We start from the raw sequence: 18,856 nt of genomic DNA on the forward strand, positions 1-18,856 counted from the left end.
CATTGTTATGGTTAAAGTCAGGCAAGACCAACCTGTATTTCAGGATGGCAGTGTAGATCTCGAAGCTTGGTTGGCAAGAATCAAGACTCAGGTCACTCTCATTGATGAAGACGAATTAGTACATGCGTGCCGATTGGCCCGCTTGGCGGAAGAAGAAGCTAACTGTGTTGAAAACAGCTGGGGCGAGGGGGCGAGCTCTTATCGCACGGGCCTTGAGATGGCAGAAATTCTGGCTGAACTGCATATGGAGCAGGAGTCGCTGGTTGCAGCTGTATTGTATCGGGCTGTCAGAGAAGGGAAGTTACCAAAAGAAACCGTGCTGGATCAGTTTGGGCCGTCAGTCAGTAAGTTGATAAACGGTGCGCTGCAAATGGCAGCGATCCATCAGAAGCACAAAACCACCCGTGAAGTAGTTTTGGGTCAGCGTGAAGCACAGCTGGAAGGTGTGCGAAAGATGCTGGTTACTATGATAAACGACGTGCGGGTAGTGTTATTAAAGCTGGCAGAACGGACATGCGCTATTCGGGCTGTTAAACATGCCCCTGCACAGCGACGTTATAAAGTTGCCCGTGAAGTATTTGATGTTTATGCCCCTCTGGCGCACAGATTGGGTGTTGGGCAAATTAAGTGGGAGTTGGAGGATCTCGCGTTTCGTTATCTTGAACCTACCCAGTATAAAAAAATCGCCAAACTGCTTGATGAGAAACGTCTCGACCGTCAGCAATATATCGATGCAGTGATCAGTAAAATCAAACATGCTTTGGTTGATGCCGGTTTGACCGATGCGCAAGTGTTTGGTCGGGCGAAGCATATCTACAGCATCTGGCGAAAAATGCAGCGCAAAAATATTGGTTTTTCTCAGGTATATGATATCCGGGCTGTGCGTATCCTGGTAAACGAGTTGAAAGATTGTTACACCGTACTGGGAATACTCCACTCATTTTGGCGAAACATTCCCCGTGAGTTCGATGATTATATTGCCAATCCTAAACAGAATGGTTATCGCTCATTGCATACGGCGGTGATTGGTCCGGAAGGTAATGTTCTGGAAATACAGATCAGAACATTTCAAATGCATGAAGATGCCGAGAAGGGAGTTTGTGCGCATTACAAATATAAAGGCACAGATACCAGTACTGCTCACTCAGGTTATGAGGAAAAAATTTCTTGGTTGCGTCAGGTATTGGAGTGGCATGAAGAGCTCGGCGGTATTGATGAACTGGTCGAAGAGTTAGGTGATGTTGAAGACATCAATGATCGTATTTATGTATTAACACCCAATGGCCATGTAGTTGACCTCCCTAATAATGCCACGCCAATCGACTTCGCCTATAAAGTTCATACTGAAGTGGGTCACTCTTGTCGCGGGGCCAAAGTGAATGGTCGTATTGTGCCATTGGCCTATAAACTGCATACAGGTGATCAGGTAGAAATCCTGACAGCGAAGAATGGAAAGCCTAGTCGCGATTGGCTCAATATTGATCTTGGATACGTAGCGACCGCCCGTGCAAGGGCAAAAATCAAAGGCTGGTTTAAGCTACAGGACCGTGATCAAAATGTTGAATACGGTAGTAAAGCCCTGCGAACCGAGCTGACCCGTTTTGGTTTGCCGATCGTCAACTTTAATGATCTGGCGGAGAAAGTTAACTACGAAAATAGTGAAGATATGTTTGCCGCGATAGGGGCCGGTGATCTGCGGTTGATGCAAGTTGTTCATATTGCAGAACAAATGACAGGCAAGCATCAGGTGCAACAAAGGAAGGCAAAGACGCACCATAAGCGTTCGGAAGCCGAAAGTAATATTGAAATTGCAGGCGTCGGTAATCTGCTTACGACTATTGCGTCATGCTGTCAGCCGGTACCTGGTGATCCTATTATGGGGTTTATTACTCAGGGGCGGGGAATTTCCGTGCATCGACAGGACTGCATCAATATCTTGCAGCTGAGAAATGAGGAGCCTGAAAAAATTGTCGAAGTTAATTGGGGAGGTGAAAAAACTCACTTTTATCCGGTTCGACTGGAAATTCTGGCTTATGACCGGACTGGATTGTTGCGCGATATTATGAACGTTCTGGCTAATGACAGTGTGAATGTGACTTCAGTTAACACGCTTTCGAACCGGGATGAGGGAATGGCAGACATGATTATGACAGTGGAGATAAGTGATATAGACCAGTTGGGAAGGCTTATGAACAAGATCCGGTCATTGTCCAATGTTGTTTCCGTTCAGCGTGCTGTAGATGGTGGGGGAGTATGAAGACATATACGCTTGATGATCTCGTATATTTGATGACACGGTTGCGTGACCCCGAGCGGGGATGTCCCTGGGATATAAAACAAGATTGGCAAAGCATTGTTCCTCATACATTAGAGGAAGTGTATGAGGTGGTTGAAGCAATCGAAAATCGGGATTGGTCCCATGTCGAAGAGGAACTCGGAGATCTACTGTTTCACATTATTTTTTATTGTCAGTTCGCATGTGAAGAAGATCGCTTTTCGCTGGAATCGCTCATCGACAGGATTGTTAAAAAACTGCTTCGTCGCCATCCGCATGTATTCCCTGATGGGACTCTTGAGAGTTGGAGAGATCCTGGTGAAATTTCAGAAGAACAGATTAATCAGAATTGGGAGCTGATCAAGCAGCAGGAGAAACCGAAGGAAAAAAAAGACAAGTCTGCTTTGGCGGGAGTGCCATCGACGTTTCCTGCGCTGCAAAGAGCTTTTAAGTTACAAAAAAAAGCGGCTCGCGTTGGTTTCGACTGGACAGAAAGAAAAGACGTGCTGGGAATGCTAAGGGCGGAAATTGAGGAGCTTGAAGAGGCGCTTGATGCCGGTGATTCGGTTGCTGTTGAAGATGAGTTGGGAGACGTATTTTTCACGCTCGTCAATTTATCCCGTCACCTGGATATTGATCCTGAATCCTGTACGCGACAGTCAGCGAACAAGTTTGAGTCCCGCTTTCGTAAAATGGAGCAGATTGCACAGAAATCACAAAGCGACCTTGCCAGTATGAGTTTGTCTGAGCAGGAGCAGCTTTGGCAGCACGCTAAACAAATGTTGGCAGATAAATGACGTCCTTGGCTATTTTGTTAACGAGAGTGAAGGATTATCGTTTTTTCTTTTAAATTTGTTTTTGTGGACTACGATTATATTTAGATAGATCAATATATCTGAATAAAAACTGTCTATTATGTTTCTTCAGAAATTTTCTGATTGTGTGTGACGTCAGAGTGTATAAAGTGGTCTATATAGCAAGTCAATTTATTGTGAGAGAAAAGAGAGTAAATATCATGGTTGATAAAAAAAGTAAGAAGTCTTTTATAGGCTTTCTGGAAGAAAGTGCAAAAGCTGCACATGCTAAAGAAGAAAGCAAAAAAAGCTATCGCAAGGCATGTACTAAAGTTACCGCTCAAGAGCTGGATTATCAAAAAACCGCCGTGTTGAGCGATAACTGATTGGGTGTGTTAATACGAGGTCGTTAGTCTAACTAACGTCGCTGACTTCCATCAGTTTTAAGCGTCTATCATCGGCATTTAAAACCCGGAAGTTGAGATTACCGATTTGAATAGTTTCGTCTCTTTTAGGTAAGCGACCAAAGCTATGGGTAACGATCCCGCCAATTGTATCGAATTCATCATCGCTGAGTTCGGTTCCAAAAAAATCATTAAACTCTTCAATGGGAGTTAAGGCGTCAACTGCCTGTTTTCCATCATCCAGTACACGGATATTGGGAGTTTCCTGACTATCATGCTCGTCATCGATGTCGCCGACAATTTCCTCAAGCACATCTTCAATCGTGACAAGACCGGCTATGCCACCATATTCATCTACGACAATGGCCATGTGATTTCGGTTAAGACGGAAGTCATTCAATAGCACGTTCAATCGCTTGCTTTCAGGTACAAAGTTTACCGGTCTGAATAGAGACTTCCATTTTTGCGACATATCAGCCAAAGAAAAGCTTGTTTCCATAGCTAACTTCAAAAGGTCTTTTGCAATCAGAACACCGATAATTTCGTCATTTTTGTCTCCGGTAACCGGAAAACGCGAGTGTCCTGAATCAACGATAACCGGCAGAATATCCGCCAGGTCTTTTTCAGAGTCCAGCAGCACCATATGGGATCTGGGAACCATAATGTCGCGCACGTGCAGTTCCGAAACAGACATAGCTCCATCGATGATCTTAAACGCTTCATGATCGATGATGTCATTTTCCCTTGCCTCGAAGATAATTGCTTTTAAGTCTTCGCGGTCCCTCGGTTCGCCGATGAAAGCATCGGCTACCTTCTCAAGCCAAGTTTTCTTATTGTTACTCTGGCTCGGTCGATCTTCGCTCATAGTCAGTTTTAAACCTTCTAGTCAGTCATTAACCAAATAAGGATCAGGTATATTTAAAGTTGCCAGCAATTGGCGTTCCAGGCTTTCCATTTCCTCAGCGTCATTTTCATCAATGTGGTCATAACCTAACAGGTGAAGTACCCCATGGATGACAATATGTGCCCAATGATGATGCAGAGGCTTGTTCTGTTGTTGGGCTTCAGCATTGACTACATTGGCGCAAATCACCAAATCCCCCAGAAAGCCGGCAAATTCTTCTTCCGGTACGCCAGGGGGCGATTCAAATGGAAAAGACAATACATTGGTAGAGTTATCTTTTCCTCTGTAAGTACTGTTTAGATGCCTGCTTTCGTCTGTCGCAACTATTCTGATAGACACGATGGGATGTTCTATATCTGACCCATTCAGAGCAGATTCTATCCAAGAGTGGAATAAGGCTTCGGCGGGAATATCCGATGAAGAACAGGCAACCTGAAAATCAAGTTCGATACTAGGTTTTGGAGGTTTCATACCAGAATCATAGTTCTTTATTGTTTCTTGGTTTCAGGAGCTTCAAACATTTCATAAGCATCGACGATACGCTGTACCAGAGGGTGTCTCACTACATCTTTGCTATTAAAATGGGTGAAGCTGATCCCTGCAACATTATTCAGCACTTTGATGGCATGCACCAATCCTGAGCGGCTGCCGCGCGGAAGGTCAACCTGTGATGGGTCGCCGGTGATGACTGCGGTTGAACCAAAGCCAATACGTGTAAGGAACATTTTCATTTGTTCCTCAGTAGTGTTCTGGCTTTCGTCCAGAATAATGAAAGCGTTGGATAAGGTTCTTCCCCTCATATAAGCCAGAGGAGCGATTTCAATAACGTTCTTTTCTATCAGCTTCTCGACCATTTCAAAACCGAACATTTCATATAACGCGTCATATAGAGGCCGTAGGTACGGGTCTACTTTCTGGCTCAAGTCACCAGGTAAAAAGCCGAGTTTTTCACCGGCTTCAACGGCAGGTCTGACCAGAAGAATGCGACGTATTACATCCTGCTTAAATGCCATAACTGCACACGCAACAGCTAAAAATGTTTTGCCAGTTCCGGCAGGCCCAATACCGAAATTTATGTCGTTATTGAGAATGTTGTGCACATATTGTTTCTGATGCTGGCCACGTGGTCGAACGGTTGATTTGGGTGTTTGAATGACGGAGATAAGGCTTTCATCAAACTCACTGGCTGTTTGCTCAGTCTCTAGCACCTCATCAACGGCTGATTCCTGTAAAAAAAGGTGAACCAGATCGGGGGTGATATCCTGATTATTTTGCGTTTCACGATATAGACGTTTCAGTATTTCTCCAGCAGCCTTGACGGTTCTGTCATCACCATTGAGCTCAAAATGATTGCCTCGACTGGATATACGAATATTCAGGCGTTTTTCTATCTGCTTTAGGTGATCATTGGCAAGTCCACAAAGGTTTGCCAACCTGCGGGGACTGTCTGGCTCAAGGGTTAGCAGCAAACTGTTGTCTGACGATGTTAAAGTGGAACTCAAATTTACTCCGCTGGAATCAAAGGTAGCTAAAGCATAACTCGAACAGTGAATTATGCAATCAGATTAATTACTTGGCCCGCCTGTTAGTAAGCCAGGTCTGCGTTGATCAGCTCTCCACGTAAGGAGTTTGGGTAAGCCTCAGTAATTTTAACCTGAACGAATTTGCCAATCATGGAATGATCCTGACATTCAAAGTAGGTGGAACGGTTGTTTTCGGTGCGCCCGAACAAGTCTGCGGGGTTTTTCTCAGAGGCACCAGTGACCAGAACAATCTGGGTAGTACCTACCATTCCGCGACTGATATTCATGCTTTGTTGGTTGATCCTGCTTTGCAGAATTGACAACCTCTGTTTTTTCGTTCCCATATCGGTGTCGTCGTCCATACTGGCAGCCGGGGTGCCTGGACGGGCGCTGTACACAAAGCTGAATGAATGATCAAAGTTGATTTGAGCAATCAGGTTCATGGTTGCTTCAAAATCTTCATTTGTTTCACCAGGAAAACCGATAATAAAGTCTGACGAAAAACTGATGTTTGGTCTGATCTTCCGTATTCTTTCCAGTTTATCGACGTATTCCGAAACCTTATGGCCGCGCTTCATAGCGGCCAGAATCCGATCGGAACCACTCTGAACCGGCAGGTGAAGGTGGGAAACAAGCTCAGGAACATCGTTGTAGACATCTATGAGTGTGTCAGAAAACTCTACTGGATGAGAGGTAGTAAAACGAATCCTGTCTATACCTTCTATTTGCGAGGCAACTGTGATCAGTTCAGCCAGATCGGCATTCTCTCCATCATGCTTACTGCCATAATAGGCATTGACGTTCTGCCCTAGAAAGTTGATCTCGCGGACACCCTGCCCAGCCAGATGAACAACCTCAGCAATAACATCATCAAATGGACGACTGACTTCTTCACCCCGGGTATAGGGTACTACACAGAATGTGCAATATTTGGAGCATCCTTCCATCACTGAGACAAATGCACTGACGCCATCGCTTTTGGGAGCTGGGAGGTGATCAAACTTTTCGATTTCAGGAAATGTAACGTCGACCACTGCAATCTGATTGGGTTGTGTGGAGGAATCGAGCATGCCTGGCAAGCGGTGCAAGGTCTGCGGACCGAATATCATATCGACATAAGGAGCCCGCTTACTGATATTTTCCCCTTCCTGACTCGCAACGCAGCCACCGACACCAATCTTCAAGCCAGGTTTGCGGGCTTTTATTTTCTTCCAGCGCCCGAGTTCATGAAATACTTTTTCCTGCGCTTTTTCCCGAATGGAGCAAGTGTTCATCAAGACAACGTCTGCTTCTTCTGGGTTATCGGTGAGTTCCAGTTCATGACTCTCATTCAGCAGATCAGCCATACGCGCAGAGTCGTATTCATTCATCTGACAACCGTAGGTTTTGATATAAAGCTTTTTGGTCATGAAATACTGTACCTGTACTATTGAACGCTAAGGATTAAGACCCATTTAGATGGGCCGGCGATTATACCGATGGAGTGTCTTCATCGGTAGTTTTTCCAGATTAATTTGCGTGTGAACCGGCTATACTGGTAATAAGTTGCTCTAAAAGTAGGAATTCATGAAAAAAGAAAAAAGTATCTATAAAGTCATTTTTGTAAATCAGGACAAAATCTACGAAGTATTCTGTAGTCACGTATTTCAAAGTGATATGTATGGTTTCATTGAGGTTGAAGAGCTGATTTTTGGAGAACGGAGCCAGCTTGTGGTTGATCCGGGAGAGGAAAAGCTGAAAGCCGAATTTACGGGTGTGAAGCGTAGTTATATTCCCATGCATGCGATTGTTCGGATTGATGAAGTAGAGAAAGAAGGGGTCTCCAAAATGCTCGAGCCAGCCGGTGGCAAAGTGAAAGCATTTCCGGTCACTTACGGACCAGGATCAGGAAAATCATCGGACTAATGGTTGTGTTGTATATCTGAGGCTGTTGCTGAGTAATTTTTAACCAACCGGGTCGATGTTGTGTCGAATCGTATCCTGGACGGGTAGGTGAGAATTAATGGACTAATCTATTCCCACAAACTCGATTTCAGGTAGTAGTAAATGCGATCCAATATTTTTTTAGCATTTTTCCTGGTGCTGTTTTTTGTTCTGGTGTTGTTTAGATACGCTCCTTTACCCAGGGTGCAACATGATCCTGTTTCTCCAGCCTTTTTTGCGATTACTGATCAAAACTCGGCTGCTACTGCCAATTCTTTACCCCCACCCGCCCAATATTCTATGGATGCCCAGCATGAGATGGTCGATCTAAAGCCGCGTTTTCGGCGTACTCAGAAAGAGTCCAAATCACTGGTGTCGGAGATAGCGCCAGATGGTGAGTTATAATGGCTATGCCGCTTGTTTGCTGATGTGAATGGAGTCGGGGATATTGGTATGGTGAGTTAAAGATCAAATATGTTGTTGATTTCGTGTTATCTGGTAACACCTTGTATCCAAATGTCATCTATTTGGTATTATCAGAAGAAGGGAATGGGTTCTCGATATCATGAGATAAAATTGTTGGTATCAGGAAATTATGATGCAAAGATTTGATCGATTGCTCTAGCAGGGTAAGAATTGCAGGCTACAATAAACGCATGGCTGCTTGTAATTAGCTTCGCTGGCCACATAAACTCAGACAGTTCACTTGGTTTTGTTGGTTTGAGCGGACGAACCATTTTTGATGATTAAAGAATGGAAGTTTTTTTCCTGGAGCAGGAGTAAGTAGCTGCCTTAAGATAGGAGAATGAAGATACCGGTGGTCAGGATGATTAAAGAACCGGTTGTTTCGACGCAGAAGAGATAAGCTCTTCTGACAACGGTGTAACAAGTAATCCAGCGGGAGGCTCTATGTCTATCTCTATTATGTTGTTGGCCATCTTGATGGCTGTGCTGATTCGTAATCAACACCAATCTAAATTAATACCTGTTAAGGTTCGACGGGATGAATGCCGGCGGAAAAAATAGCCTTCGCAACAGTTTCGGGAGTGCAACGTTAGCAGGGTGGTCGTAAATCCATTGGTGTTGCATTTAAAGCGTCAGCCGTACACCCGTTGGTTCTGCACTGTCGCTTTGCTCCAATTCGGTTTCAAGTCTTGCGAGGGCTGATTCGAGTATTCTCATTTTTCTGTTTTGTGCCAGAAGAAGGTTTTCTATATCCCGCTGTGATTTTTTCATTAGTACCATTTCATTTTGTTGGTTGGTTGTATTGATTTCAGTATGGTCGATAGAGGTGACTTTGTTGGACAGATGTTGCTGGTCCTGGAGATCATTTTTTACGCGTTTTGACCAATTTAAAGCTGCTTGCATAACAAAGCGGAAATTGGCTCTTTCATAATGTTCGCCATCCATCAAATAAATACCCGGTGATTCGTAAGTGATAAATCCACCGACCACGGATTCGGAAAGACTGACTGTGAAATTGAAGTCATCTCGAGAGTTGGAGGAGATGATGAGAAAAGGGGTTTCATTGGCAAAATTTACAATGGTATGTACGCCAGGGTTCACTCTATTTAAGAGTGTCTGTAACTCTTTAAGCGTTTTTTCTCTCACAGATGGCATAGTTCCCCCAAACACGACTTTAGAGAGTGGTAGAGTCACATGAACGAGACGTTGTAACATTACCCTCTTTTATTGTTTTTGCAATTCTGATCCAGGAGTTTACCTTAAACTTATTATGTTTAGGCGAAACTATGGACAAGATCTGTATTATCACCCTTGTTGAACCTCTATCATTATTTATTGGCTGATATCAACGATGTAGGATTGCAATATAGACTCGGTATTCAATAGTTCAGAGCGACAGTTATTGGCGACCGGGTTGGTTTTTGGGGTTGTGTTTGTTTTCGACATTTTCAAATGACCCGTTTTTGTCAGTTCGGTTTTTGCTCTTGCAGCCCATTGTCTAAGCGCTTGTAACACAAGCTGAAAATTTTGTCTCAGACACTTTTCATCAGTTGCCAGGAACTGACCAGGTGATTCAAATGTCAGGAATTGTCCTGATATTTCCGTATGGCTAACGCTAAAATGAAAAGCTGGTTTCTCTGAAATACAAATACTCAGGAAAGGGTTTCCCAAGGAATGATTTTTGATTTCATATGGGTAACTCAGATGGGTCTTCAGTACTCTGTCGATATCTAACAGTGTTTGATTTCTGATTCTGGACACCGGAAATCCTTAATTATACATAGAATAAGGTATTTTTCTGTTATAGGGTTGGATCTTCATTGGATCCGATGTTTGTAGTGTACACGAGTGATGTATTCTGCCAATCCGCTAACAGTGCCATTGCCTTCTGTCTTTTAAACGAGTTTTATTGTGTCAAATTGTGACATAGATAACTTGCTGCTAAATCAAGCTAAGGTCTACAAGCTTTGTTCTCACAAGTAATGAGATGCGACTTTATGGTGTAGTAATTAATTGACAGGACAGGTCATTGGCAGTTTAACCCGACAGCAGTCGTCGGGTTAAAAGAAGAGGAGAAAGTGGCTTTAGAGAGTGATGGTGTCTTTTAATTTTTTGACCACTTCAGTCACAGATATATTTTCTTTTTCTGTGTTGCTGCGGCGTTTGTATTCGACAATACCGTCTCCCAGTCCTTTATCGCTGATAACCAGGCGATGAGGGATGCCAATCAGCTCCATGTCGGCAAATTTGACACCTGGACTGGTTTTCTTGTCACGATCATCAAGGTATACATCAAACCCAGCATCGGTAAGTTGCTGATAAATTTGTTCCGCTGTTTCCATGACCTCTGGAGATTTATGGGCATTTAAGGGCACGATACCAATATGAAATGGTGTCATGGGCTCAGGCCAGACAATTCCGTTCTCATCATGGTGTTGTTCGATTGCTGCAGCAACGATTCTGGTTACGCCAATACCGTAGCATCCCATTGATAATGTTTGAGCTTTGCCATTTTGATCCAGGACGGTCGCATTCATGCTCTTGGAATACTTATCGCCCAGCTGAAATACATGGCCCACTTCAATTCCCTTTTTAATCAGAATTTTCCCTAAACCGCATGGGCTCGGATCACCTTCGACAATATTTCTGATATCGGCCACATCGGTATATTCCAGATCTCTTTCCCAGTTTATACCGAAATAGTGTTTGTCTTCGATATTAGCTCCAGCCCCAAAGTCACTCATCTTGGTAACTGTGCGGTCAACAATAAAGGGAATAGGCAGATTCAATGGGCCCAAAGAACCCGGACCGGCTCCAATAACCGCTCGAATTCTGTTTTCGTCCGCCATCGTTAGAGGGGACTTAACCTTGGCAAGTTTTTCCGCCTTTAGCTCATTCAATTCATGATCGCCTCTGATAATAAGTGCAATGAGTCCACCTTCGACAGACTCATCGGCTTCGACTACCAGCGTTTTTACTGTTTTTTCGATTGGCAGACTAAACTGCTCTACCAGTTGAGCGATGGTTTTAGCATCAGGTGTATCTACCAGTGTTAATGGTTGCGTGGCAGGTGCGCGTTCATCTTCAGGCATAATCGCTTCCGCCAGTTCGATATTGGCGGCGTAATCGCTGCTATCAGAAAACGCGATATAGTCTTCGCCCGATTCAGCTAACACCTGGAATTCGTGTGAGGCATTACCGCCAATTGCCCCGGTGTCAGCCAATACCGGGCGATAGTCGAGGCCCAGTCGATCAAAAATGCGACAATACGTGGCATACATGTTGTCGTATTCCTGCTGCAGGCTTTGGGCCTCAGTATGAAATGAGTAAGCATCTTTCATAATGAATTCGCGAGTTCTCATCACGCCAAAGCGAGGTCTGAACTCGTCGCGGAATTTGGTTTGAATCTGATAAAAGTTAATGGGTAGCTGCTTATAGCTGGTGATTTCATTACGTACCAGATCTGTGATGACCTCTTCATGGGTAGGACCGAAAACGAAGTCCCGTTCATGGCGGTCTTTCAGGTGTAACATTAATGGCCCCATTCCATCCCAGCGGCCACTTTCCTGCCATAGTTCAGCGGGTTGTACGCATGGCATTAACACTTCATGTGCTCCAGCCCTGTTCATTTCTTCCCGGATAACTTTTTCTACTTTTTGCAATACGCGCAGGCCTAGAGGTAGCCATGTGTACAGACCGGATGCAACTTTGCGGATCATCCCCGCCCTTAACATGAGTTTATGGCTGATGACAACAGCATCGGCAGGGGTTTCTTTCACCGTGGCGGTTAAATACTTGCTAGCGCGCATTTATTGTTCCTGTATTCTAATCGGAGCTTAAAGAGTCGGCATTCTAGTGGTTTATGTAGAGAAGAGGTAGAGGCTCTATGAATTCTCCTGGTTGAAGGGGAGCAATGATCTCGCTTCATTTGCATAGGCTTCTATATGAATACGCTCTTGCTGCACGAATCGATTGATAGCGTCACGAAAAGCGGAGTGGCTTATATAATGGAGTGAGTGGGTGAATGTCGGTTCAAAACCTCGGGAAATTTTGTGCTCACCTTGGGTACCTGGATCAAACCGGAGCAGTGAATGCTCAATACAGAACTCTATCCCCTGATAATAACAACACTCAAAATGCAGTCCATCGTATTCCTGCAGACTGCCCCAGTAACGACCATAGAGTGCGTTCTGATCATAAAAGAATAGTGATCCTGCTACTGGCTGGTCTTCCCGAAACGCCATTACCAGAAGCATTTGGTCCCTGAGTTGTCCCAGTACAGACTCAAAAAAGCTTTTATTTAGATACCCCTGGCGTCCTCGCTTCAAATAGGTTGAGTGATAGAACATATAAAAGTGTTCCAGTAATTCGTCCGTAATTCCAGTGCCGGTAAAACGCTCTACCCTTAACCCTTGTTCAATTATTTTCCGCCGTTCTTTCTTAATGTTCTTACGTTTTCTTGAGGTCATCCGCGACAAGAAGTCTTCAAAGGCTTGGTAGTTGCGGTTATGCCAATGGTATTGACAGTCCACCCTAGTAATGATGTCACTAAGGTTTTCCAGACATGCATGCTGTTTTGGATCGGGGAACAGGCAATGCCAAGATGATAGTTTATTCTCCTGGCAGAAGGTTTTAATTGCTTCGATCATATAGCAACCGACATCATCCTCACTATAGTGCTTATCCCATAAGAACCTTGGCCCCATAACTGGCGTAAATGGGACTGCACTAATGAATTTGGGGTAATATGGTAGTTGATGTTGATCATAGGCGTGTGCCCAGCTCCAGTCGAATACATACTCGCCATAGGAGTGACTTTTTAGATAGCCTGGCATTACTCCCACCAAGACTGAATCTTGATACACACACAAAAACATTGGCTGCCAGCCATTATCAGCGGTACAAACTCCACTTTCTTCCAACGCGGACAAAAATTGGTAACTCAAAAACGGATAGTCGCTTTGCTGTAATGCGTTATACGCCTCTTTGTCGATTTCGAGGATGGAATTGGTCCAGGTGATGATGCAGGTATTCATTGGTTAATGGTTAGTCAGCTCAATTACGGAACATCTTGACCATAATGCCTGATCAAAACAGTTTGTGTTATTGGGTTTTACCTGCTTTTGACTGAAATGGGTGGTTTTTCTTTCCTAAGTATGTTTTTTTTTTAGTTGCATAGGGCACTATTTCATTATTGCCACTATCGGAAAAAGCAGTTAAATCCATTGTTTACTATCATCTGTTATTGTTCTGTCATAGCAATTGACTGATGATTAGCGCATGCGGGTCTCTTTGATCACAATTTGTCAGGATATGTCGCCTGGAGACTATAAATAGCGTTGTGGTAAGGCACTGACAAATGAAGAAAAATCTGATTTTGATCTTTTTAAGAATAGTGTGTTATTAAATTAAGCCTTTATATTCCCTTGAATGTAATTTTTTTGATAAATAATGTTATAGAGATTGTAGAGATTTAGATGCATTTTCTGAGAACTGGTTCTCAAAAAAAAATTGGAAGAACGTCAAAACGTTGTGCATTTCTCAGTTTATCGTTGATCGTTACGGGTTGTATCAATAATGCAGCCTATACGTACTATGAAACGAGCCCCAGGGTTTACACAATCAAACCCACAATAGATTCAACAAAAAACACTAATAAAGAGTCTTACACTGTTAAACCTAACGATACGCTGTACTCTATTGCTCTAGCTCATGACTTGGATTACCGCAAGTTAGCGGGCGCTAACAATATTGATTCATCTTACGCTATTTATCCGGGTCAGAAACTCTCTCTAAAAATAACGTCCTCAACACCCAGTGTTTACCCTCCAAAAGTCAGTGTTGTTACCGAAAAGCCCAGTACTGGCTCTAATGCTGCCCCTGTAAGTAAGCCTGCAAGTCAAAAAAATGGCACATCCTTTTCTGCCGCCCCAGAGCCGAAAATGCAGAAAATACGGTGGGTTTGGCCTGCAAATGGGAAAATAGTGCGAACTTATAAGGCAGGGTCGTCCACCGCTAAAGGTATTGATATTAAGGGTGAATTTGGAGAACCTGTAATTGCAGCAGCGGACGGCAAAGTAGTTGTTGTAGGGTTAGGGATACGAGGTTATGGCAATTTGGTTATTGTTGAGCATAACGATCAGTTCCTAACTGCATACGCACATACAGGCCGTATTCTGGTAGCAGAACAGGATACGGTTAAAGCTGGGCAGACAATTGCCGAAATAGGATCTAGTGGGGGCGAAAAGCAATCTATTTTGCATTTCGAGATCCGCATGGAAGGGAAGCCGTTGGATCCGCTCAAGTATTTACCAGCCAGGTGAATGTTCGAGTGGGTTAAGAGGCATCAGATATTTTTCTGATGGGATTTTGGTGTTAGCACAGGGGACCCGTAATCATGGCAGCGATTAGGGAATTCGAATCAGACTTAAATGAATCTTATGATTTTTTCTCTACCGGTACTTATGAGCCGGTGGAAGACTATGAATCTGATAATGAACTGGCAGATTCAGGTACGGATGACAATGCTTTTGAAAGTGCAGTTGCAGAAAGTCGTCAGAATGGTGCTGTTCAGCGTTCTTTGGATGCGACTCAGCTGTATCTGAATGAAATAGGCTTTTCACCACTACTTAGCCCTGAAGAAGAAGTTTATTTCGCTCGATTGGCACAAAAGGGCGAAGAATCCGGTCGTAAACGGATGATAGAAAGTAACCTTCGACTGGTCGTTAAAATTGCCCGTCGTTATATTAATCGTGGTTTGTCTCTTCTCGACTTGATTGAAGAAGGTAACCTGGGGTTGATCCGCGCGGTCGAAAAATTTGATCCGGAAAGGGGCTTTCGCTTTTCTACTTATGCCACTTGGTGGATTCGGCAAACCATAGAACGTGCGATCATGAATCAGACCAGAACTATACGTTTGCCTATTCATGTAGTTAAAGAACTGAATATATATCTACGCGCGTCCAGAGAGCTAACTCAAAAACTCGATCACGAACCTACAGCTGAAGAGATTGCTGAGTTACTGGATAAACCCGTTAAAGATGTTAAGCATATGCTGGGTCTGAATGAACGGGTGACCTCTGTTGATACGCCAATTGGTCCAAATTCTGAAAAAAGCATTCTTGAAACTGTCGCGGATGATCAGGTTAGTGATCCGTGTGAACTGTTACAGGATGAAGATTTGCGTTCCAGCATTAATGGCTGGCTCGATGAGTTATCTGAGAAACAACGCGAAGTGGTTGCCCGCCGGTTCGGGTTGCGGGGTTATGAAACAAACACTCTGGAAGAAGTCGGTCACGAAATAGGGCTTACCCGGGAGAGAGTGAGACAAATTCAGGTAGAAGCTTTACGGCGGCTGCGTGACATTCTTGAAAAGCAAGGCTTGTCAGGTGTGTCTTTGTTTAATCCCTGAGATCACATTATTCGAATATAAAAAAACCGCCTATTTGGCGGCTTTTTTATACCTGATGAATACTCACAAACGTTTTTGTTGCTTATTTTTCCAGGTATTGCCTCTTATTTGGTACGCCATCCCATTCTTTGGCATCAGGCATGGGATCTTTTTGTTCTGTGATATTTGGCCAAATCTCTGCCAGTTCGGCATTTAGCGCAATAAATTCCTGTTGATCTGCTGGTACTTCATCTTCAGATAAGATCGCTTCCGCAGGACATTCTGGTTCGCACAGGGCGCAATCAATGCACTCGTCTGGATGAATTACCAGAAAGTTCGGTCCTTCATAGAAACAGTCTACCGGACAGACTTCGACACAGTCGGTGTATTTACATTTAATACAGTTGTCGAGCACAACGAATGCCATTTATTTTCCTCTCCAAGAATTCGATATATCAGGTTTTCTCTAACCTGCCGGAATGAGGCGGCTATTGTAGGTAGCCTAAGCATTAATGCCAAGCCCGCCGCCTTTTTAAGTATTAAGATAAGCTAGAACTTTTATCTATAAGTGTCTTCACTTTTCTTTGGTCAAAGCTTTGATCTGATACAGAATGTCTAAAGCTTCTCTAGGTGAAATATTGTCCGGTTGGATAGTCTCGACAAAAGATAAAGCCGGGTGATCTGAGTAGCTGGCAAACAAATCATTTTGTACTGGAGCATTCGGGCGAGTCGTTGTGACAACGTCTTTGTTTTCCAGTACTTCAAGCTTGCTTTTGGCATTGCTTATAACCAGGCCGGGTACTCCTGCCAGTTGTGCTACCTGTAAACCGAAACTCCTTGAAGCAGGACCTTCCTGTACTTTGTGCATAAAAATAATTTCGTCTTTATGCTCCGTGGCATCCAGATGTACATTGGTACAATAAGGGAGGGTGTCAGGTAGTTCCGTCATTTCAAAATAATGAGTGGCAAAGAGAGTCATGGATTTAACTTCTGTCGCCAGGTATTCGGCAGCAGCCCAGGCCAGCGAAAGGCCATCAAATGTTGAGGTGCCACGACCAATTTCATCCATCAGAATCAGACTGTTCGAAGTGGCATTGTGAAGAATATTGGCTGTCTCTGTCATTTCAACCATGAAAGTGGAGCGACCGGATGCGATATCATCGCTTGATCCCATGCGAGTAAAAATCCTGTCTACCGGGCCAATCACTGCTGAGCCTGCAGGTACACAACAGCCACAGTGTGCCAATAGAACAATATGGGCAACCTGTCGCATATAGGTTGATTTACCACCCATGTTCGGACCTGTGATTACCAACAGGCGACGTTGTTCATGCAAGTCAATATCATTGGGAACGAATGGAATATCTGTGATCTGCTCAACGACCAGATGGCGCCCCCCTTTAATCGATATACCTGGTTCTTGGGACAGTTCTGGACGAGACAGATTCAGTGTCTCGCTTCGTTCTGCAAAACAACATAGTACATCCAGAGCTGCTAATCCTCTGGCGGTCTGCTGCAAACCGGCCAGTGAAGCGGCAATCGTTTGTAGCAATTCTTCATATAGCCTTTTTTCCCGACTGAGTGCCCGGCTTTTCGATGATAGAGCCTTATCTTCAAACGCTTTCAGCTCCGGGGTGATGTAACGCTCGGCATTTTTGAGTGTTTGCCGACGAGTGTATTCTGCCGGAACCTCAAACTGAGCGCCTTTGCTGACTTCTATATAGTAGCCATGGATTCGGTTATAACCCACTTTCAAACTGGTTAGTCCGGTCCTTTGCCGCTCGGTCTGCTCCAGTTGTAGTAGAAATGAGCCTGCATTTTCGGACATGGCTCTCAGTTCATCCAGCTCCTCATCATAACCTGTTGCAATCACTCCGCCGTCACGGACAAGCAATGGCGGGTTTTCAATGATGGCATGACTGATGAGTTGTTCAATATCCGTATGTGGCTGTATTTCCAGTTTAAGCGTATTGGCCAAAGAGCTGTTCTGATCTTTCAGTAATTCTTGAATATGTGGAACCTGTTGCAGTGCTTCGGCGATACGGGTCAGGTCTCTCGGACGTGCGGAGCACATTCCAACCCGGGTCAGTGACCTCTCTATATCACTGATCTTTTTAAGTGCTTCCTGTATGTTTTCATACAAATAGCCCTGGCTGATCTGGTCTATAAAATCGAGCCGCTGTTGAATCTGCTGGGTACTTCTGAGTGGACGATTCAGCCAGCGTTTAAGCATTCGGCTTCCCATGGCTGTTTGGGTTTGGTCCAATACCCAGGCCAGCGTATAAACTTCGTCACCTCGAAGATTTTCGTCAATTTCCAAATTACGGCGGGCAGTTGGATCGAGAATTAGTGAGTCATCCGTACTCTCAAGTGATATTCCTCGAATTTGAGGTAGTTGATTGCGTTGAGTTTCTTGAGCAAACTGCAAAAGCGCCCCAGCAGCTTTCACACATAAAGGGAGGTGTTGAATGCCAAAGCCTGATAAATCCTTGACCCGAAATTGAGTACATAGCAGACGTTGGCATGTTTCAAGGTCAAAATGCCAGATTGGGGTTTCTTGAATAGCGCTGTTGTCAGTTGTAATCAAGTGACGGTCAAAACCTTCTGGAATCAAAATTTCTGCTGGTTTCAATCGAAACAGTTCGGTATCCAACTGCTGTGGGTGCTCGATCATAATGACCGCAAAATGACCGGAACTGACTTCCATATGTGCCAGACCAATTGCCCCCTCATGGATAACCAGGGCGCAGACCCGATTATCATTCCGTTCGCTGAGGAATGCCTCATCACTTAGTGTGCCAGGAGTCAGCACCCGTGTGACCTTGCGCTCTACAGGACCTTTGCTGGTTGCGGGGTCGCCCACCTGCTCGCAAATTACAACGGATCGTCCCATTTTAACGAGTTTGGCCAGATAGCCCTCTGCAGCATGATAAGGTACCCCGGCCATAGGGATTGGTTTGCCAGCTGTTTTGCCTCGGGCGGTGAGAGTGATATCCAGGAGTTGAGCGGCTTCACGGGCATCGTCAAAGAACAGTTCATAGAAATCCCCCATTCGGTAGAACACGATTTGCTTGGGATGCTCTGCCTTGATTTTCAGGTATTGCTGCATCATGGGGGTGTGTTGTTCAATGTCTCGGGACATAATGATCCTTCGTTACAATTCAAAAAAACGCCGGAG

The 18,856-nt window shown here is 44.4% G+C and carries 16 protein-coding genes; 7 read left to right on the plus strand and 9 right to left on the minus strand.

Annotated elements, in window-relative coordinates:
• The first annotated feature begins 7 nt into the window (after nt 1-7).
• From relA to ACQY6I_RS02130, 3 genes are all read left to right on the plus strand, one after another.
• Entirely contained in the window at nt 8-2,257 is a 2,250-nt protein-coding gene (gene relA / locus ACQY6I_RS02120; protein WP_428239819.1) for a GTP diphosphokinase, read from the plus strand.
• Entirely contained in the window at nt 2,254-3,072 is an 819-nt protein-coding gene (mazG, locus tag ACQY6I_RS02125) for a nucleoside triphosphate pyrophosphohydrolase (protein ID WP_428239820.1), read from the plus strand. The genes relA and mazG overlap by 4 nt, the downstream gene beginning before the upstream one ends.
• A 218-nt stretch (nt 3,073-3,290) precedes the next feature.
• Nucleotides 3,291-3,455, plus strand: coding sequence for a hypothetical protein (locus ACQY6I_RS02130; RefSeq protein ID WP_169748955.1), 165 nt, complete (start codon nt 3,291-3,293; stop codon nt 3,453-3,455).
• 28 nt (nt 3,456-3,483) lie between these two features.
• Here ACQY6I_RS02130 and ACQY6I_RS02135 read toward each other — a convergent pair whose 3' ends face one another.
• From ACQY6I_RS02135 to miaB, 4 genes are all read right to left on the minus strand, one after another.
• Complete coding sequence (locus ACQY6I_RS02135) at nt 3,484-4,338, minus strand: HlyC/CorC family transporter (RefSeq protein WP_428239821.1); 855 nt, start codon at nt 4,336-4,338, stop codon at nt 3,484-3,486.
• Between the two features lie 21 nt (nt 4,339-4,359).
• Nucleotides 4,360-4,848 (minus strand): rRNA maturation RNase YbeY, encoded by a 489-nt coding sequence (gene ybeY, locus ACQY6I_RS02140; RefSeq protein WP_428239822.1) that lies wholly within the window; start codon nt 4,846-4,848, stop codon nt 4,360-4,362.
• 17 nt (nt 4,849-4,865) lie between these two features.
• Nucleotides 4,866-5,879, minus strand: a complete 1,014-nt coding sequence (locus ACQY6I_RS02145) for a PhoH family protein (protein ID WP_428239823.1) — start codon at nt 5,877-5,879, stop codon at nt 4,866-4,868.
• A gap of 83 nt (nt 5,880-5,962) precedes the next feature.
• Nucleotides 5,963-7,309, minus strand: coding sequence for a tRNA (N6-isopentenyl adenosine(37)-C2)-methylthiotransferase MiaB (gene miaB, locus ACQY6I_RS02150; protein WP_428239824.1), 1,347 nt, complete (start codon nt 7,307-7,309; stop codon nt 5,963-5,965).
• Nucleotides 7,310-7,466: 157 nt separating this feature from the next.
• Here miaB and ACQY6I_RS02155 point away from each other — a divergent pair, with 157 nt between their 5' ends.
• Both ACQY6I_RS02155 and ACQY6I_RS02160 read left to right on the plus strand, forming a co-directional pair.
• A complete protein-coding gene (locus ACQY6I_RS02155) occupies nt 7,467-7,805 on the plus strand; it encodes a DUF1820 family protein (protein ID WP_428239825.1) in 339 nt (112 codons plus the stop codon).
• A gap of 141 nt (nt 7,806-7,946) precedes the next feature.
• A complete protein-coding gene (locus ACQY6I_RS02160) occupies nt 7,947-8,228 on the plus strand; it encodes a hypothetical protein (RefSeq protein ID WP_428239826.1) in 282 nt (93 codons plus the stop codon).
• Between the two features lie 684 nt (nt 8,229-8,912).
• Here the strand turns inward: ACQY6I_RS02160 and ACQY6I_RS02165 are convergent.
• The 3 genes from ACQY6I_RS02165 to ACQY6I_RS02175 all read right to left on the minus strand — a co-directional run bounded on the left by ACQY6I_RS02165 (nt 8,913) and on the right by ACQY6I_RS02175 (nt 13,324).
• Nucleotides 8,913-9,503, minus strand: coding sequence for a hypothetical protein (locus ACQY6I_RS02165; RefSeq protein ID WP_428239827.1), 591 nt, complete (start codon nt 9,501-9,503; stop codon nt 8,913-8,915).
• An 869-nt stretch (nt 9,504-10,372) separates the two neighbouring features.
• Nucleotides 10,373-12,097, minus strand: a complete 1,725-nt coding sequence (locus ACQY6I_RS02170; protein WP_428239828.1) for a proline--tRNA ligase — start codon at nt 12,095-12,097, stop codon at nt 10,373-10,375.
• Nucleotides 12,098-12,172: 75 nt separating this feature from the next.
• The gene (locus ACQY6I_RS02175; protein WP_428239829.1) at nt 12,173-13,324 is read right to left on the minus strand and encodes a GNAT family N-acetyltransferase; all 1,152 of its coding nucleotides are present in this window, start codon (nt 13,322-13,324) and stop codon (nt 12,173-12,175) included.
• Between the two features lie 441 nt (nt 13,325-13,765).
• Between ACQY6I_RS02175 and ACQY6I_RS02180 the strand changes: the two genes are divergently transcribed.
• Nucleotides 13,766-14,611, plus strand: a complete 846-nt coding sequence (locus ACQY6I_RS02180) for a peptidoglycan DD-metalloendopeptidase family protein (protein WP_428239830.1) — start codon at nt 13,766-13,768, stop codon at nt 14,609-14,611.
• A gap of 74 nt (nt 14,612-14,685) precedes the next feature.
• The gene (gene rpoS / locus ACQY6I_RS02185) at nt 14,686-15,699 is read left to right on the plus strand and encodes an RNA polymerase sigma factor RpoS (protein ID WP_428239831.1); all 1,014 of its coding nucleotides are present in this window, start codon (nt 14,686-14,688) and stop codon (nt 15,697-15,699) included.
• Nucleotides 15,700-15,781: 82 nt separating this feature from the next.
• On the opposite strand, the gene fdxA is transcribed toward rpoS, so the two are convergent.
• Entirely contained in the window at nt 15,782-16,105 is a 324-nt protein-coding gene (gene fdxA / locus ACQY6I_RS02190; RefSeq protein ID WP_044617076.1) for a ferredoxin FdxA, read from the minus strand.
• 147 nt (nt 16,106-16,252) lie between these two features.
• Nucleotides 16,253-18,820 (minus strand): DNA mismatch repair protein MutS, encoded by a 2,568-nt coding sequence (mutS, locus tag ACQY6I_RS02195; RefSeq protein ID WP_428239832.1) that lies wholly within the window; start codon nt 18,818-18,820, stop codon nt 16,253-16,255.
• Nucleotides 18,821-18,856 lie beyond the last annotated feature (36 nt).

The organism is Gynuella sp., assembly GCF_050297175.1.
Classification (GTDB): domain Bacteria; phylum Pseudomonadota; class Gammaproteobacteria; order Pseudomonadales; family Natronospirillaceae; genus Gynuella.

Coding starts and splice junctions, on each gene's coding strand:
- rpoS (WP_428239831.1), top strand. CDS start 14,686: ATGGCAGCGATTAGGGAATTCGAATCAGACTTAAATGAATCTTATGAT.
- ACQY6I_RS02165 (WP_428239827.1), bottom strand. CDS start 9,503: ATGTTACAACGTCTCGTTCATGTGACTCTACCACTCTCTAAAGTCGTG.
- ACQY6I_RS02130 (WP_169748955.1), top strand. CDS start 3,291: ATGGTTGATAAAAAAAGTAAGAAGTCTTTTATAGGCTTTCTGGAAGAA.
- ACQY6I_RS02170 (WP_428239828.1), bottom strand. CDS start 12,097: ATGCGCGCTAGCAAGTATTTAACCGCCACGGTGAAAGAAACCCCTGCC.
- ACQY6I_RS02155 (WP_428239825.1), top strand. CDS start 7,467: ATGAAAAAAGAAAAAAGTATCTATAAAGTCATTTTTGTAAATCAGGAC.
- relA (WP_428239819.1), top strand. CDS start 8: ATGGTTAAAGTCAGGCAAGACCAACCTGTATTTCAGGATGGCAGTGTA.
- ACQY6I_RS02180 (WP_428239830.1), top strand. CDS start 13,766: ATGCATTTTCTGAGAACTGGTTCTCAAAAAAAAATTGGAAGAACGTCA.
- ACQY6I_RS02175 (WP_428239829.1), bottom strand. CDS start 13,324: ATGAATACCTGCATCATCACCTGGACCAATTCCATCCTCGAAATCGAC.
- ACQY6I_RS02135 (WP_428239821.1), bottom strand. CDS start 4,338: ATGAGCGAAGATCGACCGAGCCAGAGTAACAATAAGAAAACTTGGCTT.
- miaB (WP_428239824.1), bottom strand. CDS start 7,309: ATGACCAAAAAGCTTTATATCAAAACCTACGGTTGTCAGATGAATGAA.
- ybeY (WP_428239822.1), bottom strand. CDS start 4,848: ATGAAACCTCCAAAACCTAGTATCGAACTTGATTTTCAGGTTGCCTGT.
- ACQY6I_RS02160 (WP_428239826.1), top strand. CDS start 7,947: ATGCGATCCAATATTTTTTTAGCATTTTTCCTGGTGCTGTTTTTTGTT.
- mazG (WP_428239820.1), top strand. CDS start 2,254: ATGAAGACATATACGCTTGATGATCTCGTATATTTGATGACACGGTTG.
- mutS (WP_428239832.1), bottom strand. CDS start 18,820: ATGTCCCGAGACATTGAACAACACACCCCCATGATGCAGCAATACCTG.
- fdxA (WP_044617076.1), bottom strand. CDS start 16,105: ATGGCATTCGTTGTGCTCGACAACTGTATTAAATGTAAATACACCGAC.